Origin of the sequence: Chryseobacterium oleae, assembly GCF_900115055.1 — a bacterium.
GTDB classification, from domain to species: Bacteria; Bacteroidota; Bacteroidia; order Flavobacteriales; family Weeksellaceae; genus Chryseobacterium; species Chryseobacterium oleae.
Map to the genome: position 1 here is coordinate 216,694 of NZ_FOVD01000001.1, position 12,532 is coordinate 229,225.

A 12,532-nucleotide genomic window follows, 5' to 3' on the forward strand; every position below is an offset into this window, starting at 1 on the left:
TACATTGAAAATTAATGGTCAATAAAAAAGCGGAGAAGTTTTCTCCGCTTTTTATTTTTTATTTACCGCTTTGCTTTTGTAATAATTCCAGCGTATGCTTCACATGGTCGTTGCCTTTCCATTCATCATGGCCCGGAATTACTTTCGCACTGGCCGGGTATTTGGCTTTCAGTTTTTGCATCGTCGATGGCGATTGCTGTACATTGGCTTCTCCTGTGTACCCAAGATCAACTGCAGAACTGCTTTTTACTAAGCAGCCACCGTCCAGAACATTGTATTTTGGAAACCACACCACTACATTATCCGCAGTATGTCCTTCTCCAAGAAAATCTACCGTAAATTCTTCGCCTCCGATTTTATATTTTTTTCCGGTTTTTATGATCTTACGGGATGTCGCTTTACCTTCTTTCTTTAGTAATTCATTCGTTTTTTCAGTAGCATAGGTATCAATTCCTTTATTATTGTAAAAACTCAGATCTCCTGCTCTGTCAGAATGGGAATGGGTTGCAAATACCGCAATCACCGGTAAATCGTGACGCTTTTTGATGGTATCCATAAGGCTTTGATACTGGGATTTCTGCCAGGGAACATCAAATAACACCACCCCTTTCTTCGTAATCAGATAAAGCGCATTGGTTGAATATTCTTTACCGCCAAAAACGCCGAATGTTTTGTATAAATACAGGTTCGGGCTAAGAGGCGGCTCGATCTCAAAATCGCGTACCTGCTGCGCGTTAAAAAAATTAATTAAGAATAAAAACAACATTGTAAAGACCTTAACACTTTTCTTCATAATTTTTTATGGTATTAAATTGATTTGTAATCTGATCTAAGATTCAAGAACCAAGAACCAAGATTTCAGACATCAGATGTCAGATATGTTTCGGGATATGAGTTCTGAGATTTGAACCAGCAACTATGTTACTTTTAAACCCTAAAACGCTCCGACTCTCAAACGCAGAATTGAACGAATCGCGAAACTAATTATAATTTCGATAAAATGAGGAGGATGAAAAGGGGTTTAACTTTTTTTTAATAGAAAGCTGTGGGAGAAGATGATAATTGGTCCGAGAAAATTTTAATATCTCGTTAAATACTATTATGTAAGCGAAAGAAACCTTATAGGTTTTGAAAACCTATAAGGTTTGACGGTATGATCAATTGACAATTAAATTTAGATAATGCGATTAGACTAAGCTTTTTTTACAGTTATCCTAAACGTAGTTCCCTTTCCTACCTCAGTCTGGGAAATTTTAATATCTCCGTTATGGTATTCATGGATTACTCTTCTGGCCAGGGAAAGTCCTAATCCCCAACCTCTTTTCTTCGTTGAATAGCCAGGTTTAAAAGCATTTCTTGCCTGCTGCTTCGTCATTCCGGTTCCGGTATCTTTGACTTCGATCAGAATATTTTTGTTTCTTTCGAAAACGTACATATCCAGTATTCCTTCGCCTTTCATAGCATCTACGGCATTTTTAACAAGGTTTTCAATCACCCAGCTCATCAGGATTTTATTGTGGGGAACCAGAATAGTATAGGTTGGAAGGTGGAGTGTAAAATTGATTTTCTTTGAAATCCTTGTCTTCAGATAATCATAGTTTTCTGAGATGGTTTCATTGAAATTCAGATCATTGAGCTCAGGAATAGAACCGATTTTTGAAAAACGTTCAGAAATGGTCCTCAGTCTTTCGATATCTCTTTCAATTTCGTGTATGCCTTCAGATTCAGGATTATCCAGCTTCATAATCTCCATCCAACCGATCATAGAGGAAAGCGGAGTTCCGATCTGGTGTGCCGTTTCTTTCGCCAGTCCGGCCCAGAGATAACCTTCATCCGTTTTCTTGATCGTCCTTAAAAACCAGAATGAAAACAGGAAATAACACAGAATAAAAAATCCTAATATATAAGGTGAATACCGTAAATTATTAAGGATTTGCGAGTTGTCATAATACACAAACTGATTGTTCCCGTCGGGTACTTTAATTTCAATAGGCGGATAACTTTTCGCCATTTTCTTAGCCAGAATCGTAACCTGCACAGGATCGCTTTCAATCTCCTGAGGAATATTTTTATGAACCATCGGGCGGTCATCCCTATCCAGTACAACCATTGGAATGGTGGTATTGGAACTGTATATTTTGAGGATCAGTTCCTGAACTTCAAGGCTGGGGGTTACTTCCTGCTGAAACTTCAGGGCACTTACCAGAATGTCTACCCTTTTGATCTCTTCTTTTCTCAGAAAATTGATCAGAATCGTTGAGGCTACCACAATGGTCACCACCACAATGGTCATCAGTAAAAATATAATCCAGTTATTCAGTCTGGCCAGTATGGATTTCCTCAAAGCTTTTTATTTTAAGACATTCAGAATTTTCTGCAGTTCTGCGCCTCCGCTTCCCTGATAATTATTAATAATGATTGAAAATACATATTTTTTACCATCTTTCGCGGTATGGTAGCCTGCAAAAGATTTGGTATCTCTCATCGTTCCGCTTTTCATCTTCATGCCGTTGTCCTGAACCGGAAAACCATCATAGTAAGCATCAAACCAACCTTGCTTTTTAGCATACAGTAAAGCCTGAACTTCAGCTTTGGCCGCTACATAATTTTGAGGAGAAAGTCCGCTTCCGTCTGCAAAATTGATCATATTCGGATTGATTCCTTTAGATTTCCAGAATTCTTTCAGATAAGCTACGCCACTTTTAAAACTTGAATTCCCTTTCTTTTCTTTTCCTAAGGTTTTAATGAAGGTTTCTCCGTAAAGATTGACACTTTTTCTCAAAAACCAATAGACCATTTTATCCAAAGTTGGCGATTCGTAGGTAAGAATTACATTTTTGGGAGCTTCCGGTACTTGTTTTCCTTCCAGCTCCAACTGTGAACTTGTCACTGTTTTTCCTGAAATTTCAATCCCGGATTCTTTCAGCCATTGAAGTGCTTCAGTTCCTAGTTGCAGCGGTGGATTGGGCAAAGCACCGGAAACGGTCACTGTTTTTCCAGCCGGCAGCGTTCCATTGATCAAAGCGACATCGGAATAAGGTGCTGTAAAAATGAGACTCTGGTCTGAGCTTCCACCTGCTTTGAGATCATTCAGCCATTTTATATTGTCCAGCGGATAGGAAAACCCTTTGAATTCCGTTCCGTTAATATTGATATCAAACTGATTTTCTCTCCAGTTGATTCCCCAGACTCCCGCTCCGTAATAGTTTCCGAGGTCATCCCACGGCCATCCTCCCGGAACCGTCTGATGGTCAAAATAAGAATCATCAATGATCAGATTTCCCATAATCTTTTTTATTCCGGAATTTTTAAGTGCTTCAATGAATTTCTTTTTAAAGCTTTCCGGCTTATAGGCATCATACCGCCAGCTTCCAAGGGTTGGATCACCGTTTGAACCAATGATAAGATCTCCGTTCAAAGTGCCTGATGAAAGATTTCCCGAATAACCGGCCGTTGTTTTATAGGTGTAATTTTTTCCCAATGTTTCCAGAGCGGCGCCAGCCGTAAATATTTTCTGGGTGGACGCCGTTGAAAGCCCTTTATTCCCCTGATATTCGTAGATCAAAGTACCGCTTTCATCAGTTACATAAAAAGATAACCCGGATGACAGTGCTCCCGAAGAATCCATCAGGTCTTTGGTAGCTTTATCCAGTTTCTGCGCCATATTCTGGGCAGATAATAGCTGAACCGACAGTATAAGAACTGCAAGTGTTTTTTTCATTGCCATGTTTTTATAGATCATAATTGTATAAATATGCTTCGACTCCGCTCAGCATGACGGCGTAAACAAAATTCAGTATGTGAATCTGCTTTTAAACCAAAGAATACTTATTCAATTCCAGATCAAATATAATAAAAATAAGAGCTGGTTCTTACAGCTTATACTATACTTCCCGCCGCTATTTCATAAGGTTCTTTCCCTTTTTCAAAGATTCTGGTCAGTTCACTGCCTTCTACGGTGATTGTATTTCCTATTCTTCTGATCCAGTTTCCTTCACGAAGACCGACAACCTTCAGATCATTTTGAGTTAAAAATTCTCTGATTCTTGTTTCTCTGGTTTCGCCATTGTGCTTCAGTTCAGGATTTGGGTCCAGATAATGCGGATTGAGATTGAACGGAACCAGTCCCATACACTCAAAACTTGGTGGATAAACAATAGGCATATCATTCGTGGTCTTCATATTCTGACCTCCGATATTACTTCCGGCACTGCATCCCAGATAAGCTTTTCCGTTTTCTACGTTCTCTTTAAGAACAGACATCAGACCTTCTTCATGCAACGTTTTCACCAGTAAGAATGTATTTCCTCCTCCTGTAAAATATCCCTGAGCATTATGTAAAGCTTCTGTTTTATTGTCAAATTCGTGAAGGCCTTTTACTTTAATGTTGAGGGTTTCAAAGAAAGAACGGGCTTTTGCCGTATAATCGTCGTGGGAAATTCCACCAGGTCTTGCAAAAGGAACGAAGATGATCTCATCTATTCCTTTATATAGCTGTATTAATTCTTCTCTTAAGTATTCCAGATATTCGCCACCGAAAATAGTGGAAGTTGAGGCTAATATGATATTCATTGAAGTAAGAAAATTATAGTGATTATAAAAAAATGTTTGAATCACAAAGATAAACTCAAACATCAACGAATCAAAAATTAAGCTAAAAAAAAACATGTATCCGTTAATATTTTCCAAAAAAACTTAAAGCTTCTAAAAATTGAGCTTTTGTGGAATTATTATTGAATTTTAGAATGTAGAATTTAAAAATGTAAGATTATGAAAATGACTAAAATCAATATCAAAAACCTATTTTTAGGATTGATCCTTGCAGGAGGTGCAAGTTTTGTAAATGCACAAACTACTCAAACAGATACAGCAACTACGACAACTGCCACAGCTGCTACAACAACGACTACACAATCAAACCCAGCTATTGATGCACTTAAAAAGCAAATTGAGGCCAATCCAAAAGATACAGATGCTTTAGCAAAATTAGCAACAGCTTATCAGGATGCTTCTGATTGGACCAATGCAGTAGATACCTGGAAAAAAATATCAGCTTTATTACCGGATTGGGCTCCATCATATTACAGTCAGGCCTATGCTTATCAGTCTGCTAAAGACGATGCCAATGCGAAACTGGCTTATGAAAAATATATTGCCACTGTAAAACCGGCAGAAGTAGATCAGAATAAGAAAAATCTAGCCTACGCTTATTTCTATATTGCCTTTGCAGAACAGAAAAATGATCCTGCCAAAGCAAAAGAGCATATTGCTAAATCTATTCAATATGATCCAACCAATCAGGATGCGTTAAAACTTAGTAAAGTTTTAAACTCATAATAAAAACAAAGTCCCAAATATATGGGTTGCCTCTAAGAAGTTTAACTTTTTAGGGGCATTTTTATTTAAAATACTTGATTACAACAGATAATAAAATATCCGCTTAGTAGAACTTTACGTTTTGATAGATTAAGCCAGTCAAAATCTTTTTTAAACGCAAAGTTTTAAAATCATGCTTTATATTTCAGGAAGGCAAAGGAAAGAATCAATTTCATTGATTCGATGAAGCGTATGAAGAAAGTTGAAAACAGGTCATATATCTTTATTTTGTGTAAGGACAAACCTGTCGTTTTCTTTTAAGTTTTTGGATCAGATGCTTTAATTTTAATCAATTCTTTTACCAAAGAAATCCGTCTCGCCGTGAAGATGCCGCATAATCTTTTCAATATTTCTTTCGATGCTGGCTTCTGTTTTCAGGTTGTTGATATAGCGGATCAGTTCGTTTCTTCTTGAAGGAATCAGGTTTTCAAAATTACGGGTGGCTATCGGACTGCCTTTAATTGCTTCATCCAGCCTGGGATGAATGGAAATACGTCTGTCAGATTCATCAAATTCTAAAACAATTTCAAGCGTTTCTCCTATTCTTTTGGGGGAGTTTTTCAGCATCAGTAAATTGACATACAGTCTCCATTCCCCTAAATATTTCATCAGGTTCTGTTGAAATTCCTTTCCATTCACGGTTCCCTTCACAGGAATAGGGCTTTTATCCTTCCCTGCTGCTTTGAAAATTTCATTCAAAATCTCATCAGGAACGAAAACAAAAGGATTAATGCCTATAATTTCCAGTAGGGCTGTAAAGCTGCTGTTTTTCATGTTTAACAAAGATAATATTTTATGGTGAATGAGTTGTCGGGTACGGGTTATGGGTTTTAGAGTCGGAGAGTTTTAGAGTTTGAGGATCTTGGGATATCATTTGTTTTAAGGTGTTAGTATAAAAGTTTCATGTCTGATGTCTTGTGTCTAACATCTGACTTCTGACATCTGACAAAATTAAAATTTTCCACTCACGAAGGGAATCATTATCTTTGCATTAATAAATCTATCAAACGAAATGAAATTTTTTATTGACACAGCTAATCTGGAACAGATCAAAGAAGCAAGAGACCTTGGAATTTTAGATGGTGTAACCACCAACCCTTCATTGATGGCTAAAGAAGGAATTCAGGGAAATGAAGCGATCAAGAACCATTATAAGGCGATCTGCGAGATTGTAGACGGAGATATTTCTGCTGAAGTACTTTCTACTACGTACGAAGAAATGATCAAGGAAGGTGAAGAACTGGCAGCGATCCACCCGAATATCGTGGTAAAAATCCCAATGATCAAAGACGGGATCAAGGCATTAAAATATTTCTCTGATAAAGGGATCAGAACGAACTGTACGCTTATTTTCTCTGCAGGGCAAGCGCTTTTAGCAGCTAAAGCAGGAGCTACTTATGTTTCTCCTTTCTTAGGAAGACTGGATGATATCTCTACAGACGGACTGGGTCTTATTCAGGAGATCAGATTAATTTTCGACAACTATATGTATGAAACTGAGATCCTGGCAGCATCTATCCGTCATTCTATGCACATCATCGACTGTGCTAAAATCGGGGCAGATGTGATCACTTCTCCACTTCCTCCGATCTTGAGCTTATTAAAGCACCCATTAACGGACAGCGGACTGGCTCAGTTTATCGCAGATTCTCAGAAATTAGCTTAATTATTGAAAAGCTATTCAGATATAAAGGGGCTGTCTCAAAATTGAGACGGTCTTTTTTTATTAGTTTTCAACGCAAAGTCCGATTTTGATTCTTTACTTTTCTTTAAATTCAGTATCACCTAAAGTAAAAAAATTAAAAAATTTAACGCAAAGATTTCATGCTATATCTCCTGATTTTAAGGTAAGCAAAGAGGTGCGGCTGTGCCACTGAATAAGCGGACGTTTTATGCACACGCTTCATCGAATCAATTGAAATTGATTCTCTACTTTGCATTCCTGAAATATATAGTATGATCTTCAAACTTTGCGTTTAATAAAATTACTCCTTTTGCCGGAAACCAGTCTTAAATAATAAACGACAAAAATAATCCCCGGAACTTTTAGATTCGGGGATTATTCCTGGGAAGTTTTTTAGACAACTTCATTCTTTTATTTCAACAGATCCAGTTCCAGAATATTATTTTCTTTTTTAATTTGATTAATCAATTGCATTTCTCTCTCCTTTCTCTTCGCATTAGAAGTTTTTACCAGTTTTCCTGAATCATCAATTTCCAAAACATCACGGCTTTGTGCCTGCATCAGCTTTTCACTTTTCATCGGATCTTTACAATAATCTTTAAAAGCTTGTTTATATTTTGTTTCATTCAATTTAATAAGGTTAAAACCATTCTCTCCGGAATTCTTCCATTCATATCCTTCCGGAAGTTTTTTAATTCCCTTTAGTTCGAATGAATGCGTCTGGCTGGAATCCTCTAGCTTTACAATGAGTCCGGGAAGCCCATAAAATTTAGAGGGTCCGTCCTGAATGAGCAAGTCTGTGGTAAACCATGCAGTCCATTTTCTGCCTGCAAATTCGCAAACAGCTTTTTGAGCTGCCAATTCTCCGATCTTTGCTTTGTCAGGAAGAATTTTCCATTTTTGTTTTCTTCTCTCCTCTACCATATACCTATCAATACCCAGAGAATTGAAAAAAATTACCGAATAATCAGGATATGACTTTTCAACACTATAACGAATTTTGCCTTTGAATTTAATTTTTGAAAAATCTGTCTCTATTCCACGCTTAACATGCATATCCATAGCAGCAGCCCAAATAGAATCTGATTTAAAGACATCGCTGCTGTAAAAATTAGATCCCTTCGGAATAACATCCAGAAACATTATTTCAGTCTCTTGGACATCTCTTGCTGTAGAATCAATGCTGAACTTATACTCATAAATGAATCTCTGACTCTGAGCACAGACTGAAAGGGTTAATAGGAGAATGAATAAGGTAATTACTTTTTTCATGATAATGATTAAGATGATTTTAAATTTTCTTCAACATTTTTAATTATCCTGCAAGGATTTCCGACAGCAACAGCATGATCAGGAATGTCTTTGGTGACCACACTTCCCGCTCCAATCACGGCATTATTTCCGATCGAAACTCCCGGAAGAACCACAACATTTCCTCCCAGCCACACATTATCTCCTATCTTGATGGGATGGGCATATTCCAGGCCTTCGTTTCTTTGTTTTGCATCAAGCGGATGTCCGGCGGTATAAAAACTGCAGTTGGGTCCGATGAAAACATTATCTCCGAACGTCACCATCGCACAGTCTAAAATAATCAGGTTATGATTGGCATAAAAGTTTTCTCCCACTTCAATATTATACCCGTAATCACACCAAAAGTTAGGCTCGATACAGATGTGTTCTTTGGTTTTCCCAAGAATCTTTTTGATTAATCTGTTCCTGTTTTCAGCATCAGAATTCTTTAGCTGGTTATATTCCAGACACAGGTCTTTAACGGCAATTCGTTCGTTGATCAGCTCCTGATCATAGTTGGCATTGTACATCAATCCTTGCCGACATTTCTCTTTCTCTGTCATGATTTGGGTGTAAAGTTTTAAGTATTCAAGATAATAAAAGAAAACAGGATGACTTAGAAAATCATCCTGTTTTTTATCACGTAGAAACCAATTGCTTATTTATACAGTTCTGGCTCTATTTTATTGTTATTTTTGGCTACTTCTTCTTTTGCTCTTTTTTCGATATTCCTGTACATTTCATTCATGTCAATGCTTTTTCCATCCGCATTTTTCATATTGACTACAGCGCCTGCTGGCAATGTACTCATGGTCTGCTTCATATCTTTGGTAGGATCTGTAAGGTAGTCTTTCCAGGCTTTTTTAAACTGCTTTTTGGTGACTTCAATTTCTTTTCCTCCCATTCCAATCAAGGTCAGTCCCGGTATCTGAAGATCTTCATCTGAAGCGGCCTCCGTTTTCTTATTTCCTATTAAAGTCATAATGTGAGAGCCTGTTTTGTCTTCAATTTTTACAATAAGTCCAGGCAATCCATAAAATTTATACGGTCCGTCCTGAAAAGGAATATCTGTTGAAAACCATGCGGTCCAGGTTCTTCCCCCGTAATTGGTTGTGGCTTTCTGCGTATTATAATCTCCTATCTTTTCTTTATCCGGTAAGATTTTCCATTCGGGTTTCTGATCTTCCGCTACTTTATAGGTAGTGTTCCCTACTTTTTCAGAAAACGACATATTGTAGTCCGGATACTTTTTGGTAACGCTTGTGAAAATGGTTCCAGGCTTTATATTTTTCTTCATATTAATGCTTCCGCCAAATCCGCTCTTCATATGCTTGAGAATATCAGCTTTTGTGATAGAATCTGAAATAAATTTTTCACGGCTGTAATATTTTGATCCGCTTTTATCGATATCCAAAAGCATAATATCACTTTTCACTTCTGCTCTGTTGGTAGAATCTGCAATGTATTTGTAATCATAAAAGAATCTGTTGACCTGTGCCTGGGCGAATACACTTAAAAATGCCAATACAACGAAATAATTTCTTTTCATAACTGATGTCTATTTCTCTTGTTTAAAAAAATTAAAGCTTTGCCAATTAATTAGTATTGACAAAGCTTAAGGGTACTTTATTTCTTTGTCTGAATTCTGATCTCTCCGCTTTTATTGCCATCCGTACTTTGCTTGTTCACACTGACGCTTGAAATCTTTTCCGGTTTCAGGGCCTGGGCTTCCTCTTTGGAAACTTCTTTTCCGTCTATATAAACTTTTAAGTTGTCCCACCCGTTGATATTGAATTTTTTCACTCCATTCATCGCAATGTTTCCGTTGCCATCTCTTTTGATGTAATCAGCCTCCATTATCATTGTTCTTGCCTTTGAACTGAGTTTATCAAAGTCCGTCCCGTTATAAAAATACACATTTGCACCTCCATTTTCGGTAAGCCTTTTAGTCACTTCCAATCTGATTTTCTCACCCATCTGTCTGGCTTTTTCGCCATCAATTCTTGCTTTTTCTCCTGCTATACGGGCTTTTTCTCCAGCCAGTCTACCAATTTCACCGGCCTTCATTGCTTCGATACGGGCATTGTCTCCGGCTAACCTTCCGATTTCGCCAGCCTTCATTGCTTCAATCCTTGCTTTCTCACCAGCTATTCTTGCAATTTGCCCTTGCTGTCTGGCTTCTTCACCCATGATCCTGGCTTTTTCACCTGCTTTTATCGCCTCAGCTCTTGCTTTTTCAGCAACTTTTCTGGCAGCTTTCCTTTCTTTCATGGCTTTACGGGTTTCTTTTTCTGTGAGCGGACCCAAATTCTGGTAACCTATATCATTAAATCTGAACACTCTTACTCCATTAGAATTTGAAGGTGTAGGAGGTAATGGCGGAACTCCAAGGAAATCTATATTCAGACTGGATAAATCCGGCATTTCTATCCCCATATTTTCAAGCTCTTTAGTTTTGTTTTTCCATTCATCTGACTGGAAAAATTCATTTACCTTTTTTGCTTCTGCTGCAGAAACTTTCATAGCCATTTTAAAATCATTAGAGCTGGTAATCTCTCCTAATTCCCCTGAAAGTTCACTGATCTCATCAACTCTCTGTTGAAATTCTTTGCTTTCCGGGTGTAGATTTTTTAAGGCTTTACTTTTTTCCTCAATCTTCTTTCCAAGCTCTGTCAGTTTTTTCTCACTGTCAGGATGTACGGAGTATTTAGGTTCTATAACTTCTTTTCTTCCGATTTTCTCAGGTCTTACCGTGTCTTTTTTGATCTGGGCAACGGCATCCTCAATCGCTATGTTGGTTTCCTTAATTTCCTGGTTCTTGGCATTTACCATATAGGCAAAGGCTACTGAAAATAAAACCGGTAATGCAAAAATTCTACGCGCATATCCGAATTTGGTTTTTGGTTTTTGTAACATTTTGAGTCGTTTTTTTAGATTTGAACTTAGAAACGGACTGGCTGCAGGCAACTGTGTTCCGGAAAAGTGGCTTGCTAAAAGCATCTGCGCAAATGCTTTGGTGTCCGATTGTTTGACGGCTTTTTTGTCCGCCAGGTATTCGTGGATCAGACTGATCTCTTTTTTAATGATATGAAAAAACGGATTGAACCAGAAAACAGCGGTGATGATTTCAATAAATATTTTATCGAAGGAGTGTTTCTGTTCAATGTGTACCATTTCATGTTTTAAAATCTGTTCTCCTACATCAGAATTGAGCGTGATGGTGTTTTTCCAGAATAGATTTTTAAAATATGAAAAGGGAGCTTCAGTCAGGTCTGTACGGTAAAAATTGATCCCGTCAAAACTTTCTTTTTGAAACTGTTTCTTTAGTTGCTGAATTTTTAAAATTCCAAAAATCAACTTCCCTAAACAATAGAGAGAAACCAGTCCCAAAGCTGAAAAAATAATTCTAAAATAAATGTGACCATTGTCTATGTTTTTTTCTGAATTAAAATTCTGTATCTTATCAAGAAGCATATATAAATTACTATTCACTTCTATCGTAAAATCATCTACCCTGATAAGGGGCAGCAGCAGCGATATCACCATGGCACCCAACAGATAAAATCTGTTATAATGATGGAATGTCTTGTCCTTTAAAGACAACTGATAGTATAAATACATTACACCGGAGCTTAAAATTACTTTTCCAAAGTATAGAAGTACAGTTTCCATAGTCTGCTAATTTTTCTTTTTGAGTTCGTCCAGAAGCATTTCAAGGTCTTCCACGGTCATTTCATTTTTTTCTACCAGAAAAGAAACCGCACTTTTATAAGATCCTTTAAAATAATTTTTCACAAGACTTTTCATGGTTTTCCCGGAATATTGTTCTTTGGTAACCAGCGGGAAATACTCATGCTGTCTTCCGTATACATGGTAGTCTACAAATTCTTTATCCTTCAATACTTTTAAAATCGTAGAGACTGTATTGGTATGAGGCTTCGGTTCCGGAAACAGATCAAGAACATCTTTCAGAAATCCTTTTTCCAGTTTCCATAAATACTGCATCACCTGCTCTTCCGCTTTCGTTAAATTTTGAATTTTCATATCCTTTTCATTTATCATTATTGTGACCAGAATTGTATTGAATTCTATATCACTAAGAAATTAGTTATACAAATGTAGAAATAAATCTGATTCTAACAACTAATTTTCTAGTGATAAAAAACAAATATACATAAC

Annotated in this window: 12 protein-coding genes; 2 read left to right on the top strand and 10 right to left on the bottom strand. The window is 37.2% G+C overall.

Annotated features, from left to right (window positions below; genetic code table 11):
- Positions 1 to 58: 58 nt before the first annotated feature.
- The 4 genes from blaIND to pepE all read right to left on the bottom strand — a co-directional run bounded on the left by blaIND (position 59) and on the right by pepE (position 4,572).
- Complete coding sequence (gene blaIND / locus BM143_RS01015) at positions 59 to 793, bottom strand: IND family subclass B1 metallo-beta-lactamase (RefSeq protein ID WP_090022012.1); 735 nt, start codon at positions 791 to 793, stop codon at positions 59 to 61.
- A 399-nt stretch (positions 794 to 1,192) separates the two neighbouring features.
- Positions 1,193 to 2,344 carry a sensor histidine kinase gene (locus tag BM143_RS01020; RefSeq protein WP_090022015.1) on the bottom strand — a complete coding sequence of 384 codons (1,152 nt, stop codon included), beginning with the start codon at positions 2,342 to 2,344 and terminating at the stop codon, positions 1,193 to 1,195.
- Between the two features lie 6 nt (positions 2,345 to 2,350).
- Positions 2,351 to 3,721 carry a D-alanyl-D-alanine carboxypeptidase/D-alanyl-D-alanine endopeptidase gene (dacB, locus tag BM143_RS01025; RefSeq protein ID WP_090023851.1) on the bottom strand — a complete coding sequence of 457 codons (1,371 nt, stop codon included), beginning with the start codon at positions 3,719 to 3,721 and terminating at the stop codon, positions 2,351 to 2,353.
- A gap of 158 nt (positions 3,722 to 3,879) precedes the next feature.
- A complete protein-coding gene (gene pepE, locus BM143_RS01030; RefSeq protein WP_090023852.1) occupies positions 3,880 to 4,572 on the bottom strand; it encodes a dipeptidase PepE in 693 nt (230 codons plus the stop codon).
- A 198-nt stretch (positions 4,573 to 4,770) separates the two neighbouring features.
- Between pepE and BM143_RS01035 the strand changes: the two genes are divergently transcribed.
- Entirely contained in the window at positions 4,771 to 5,337 is a 567-nt protein-coding gene (locus BM143_RS01035) for a tetratricopeptide repeat protein (protein WP_090022018.1), read from the top strand.
- A gap of 324 nt (positions 5,338 to 5,661) precedes the next feature.
- Here the strand turns inward: BM143_RS01035 and BM143_RS01040 are convergent, their stop codons facing one another.
- On the bottom strand, positions 5,662 to 6,150 hold the full coding sequence (locus tag BM143_RS01040; protein WP_090022021.1) for a YdeI/OmpD-associated family protein: 489 nt from the start codon (positions 6,148 to 6,150) through the stop codon (positions 5,662 to 5,664).
- A gap of 238 nt (positions 6,151 to 6,388) precedes the next feature.
- Here BM143_RS01040 and fsa point away from each other — a divergent pair, with 238 nt between their 5' ends.
- On the top strand, positions 6,389 to 7,042 hold the full coding sequence (fsa, locus tag BM143_RS01045) for a fructose-6-phosphate aldolase (RefSeq protein ID WP_034725246.1): 654 nt from the start codon (positions 6,389 to 6,391) through the stop codon (positions 7,040 to 7,042).
- A 429-nt stretch (positions 7,043 to 7,471) separates the two neighbouring features.
- Here fsa and BM143_RS01050 read toward each other — a convergent pair whose 3' ends face one another.
- The 5 genes from BM143_RS01050 to BM143_RS01070 form a co-directional block, all read right to left on the bottom strand.
- Positions 7,472 to 8,332 (bottom strand): GLPGLI family protein, encoded by an 861-nt coding sequence (locus BM143_RS01050; RefSeq protein WP_090022024.1) that lies wholly within the window; start codon positions 8,330 to 8,332, stop codon positions 7,472 to 7,474.
- Between the two features lie 8 nt (positions 8,333 to 8,340).
- The gene (locus BM143_RS01055) at positions 8,341 to 8,916 is read right to left on the bottom strand and encodes a sugar O-acetyltransferase (RefSeq protein ID WP_090022026.1); all 576 of its coding nucleotides are present in this window, start codon (positions 8,914 to 8,916) and stop codon (positions 8,341 to 8,343) included.
- A 95-nt stretch (positions 8,917 to 9,011) separates the two neighbouring features.
- Positions 9,012 to 9,902 carry a GLPGLI family protein gene (locus BM143_RS01060; protein ID WP_090022029.1) on the bottom strand — a complete coding sequence of 297 codons (891 nt, stop codon included), beginning with the start codon at positions 9,900 to 9,902 and terminating at the stop codon, positions 9,012 to 9,014.
- A gap of 77 nt (positions 9,903 to 9,979) precedes the next feature.
- Positions 9,980 to 12,025 (bottom strand): M56 family metallopeptidase, encoded by a 2,046-nt coding sequence (locus BM143_RS01065; protein WP_090022031.1) that lies wholly within the window; start codon positions 12,023 to 12,025, stop codon positions 9,980 to 9,982.
- Between the two features lie 6 nt (positions 12,026 to 12,031).
- Positions 12,032 to 12,397, bottom strand: a complete 366-nt coding sequence (locus BM143_RS01070; RefSeq protein WP_034725653.1) for a BlaI/MecI/CopY family transcriptional regulator — start codon at positions 12,395 to 12,397, stop codon at positions 12,032 to 12,034.
- Positions 12,398 to 12,532 lie beyond the last annotated feature (135 nt).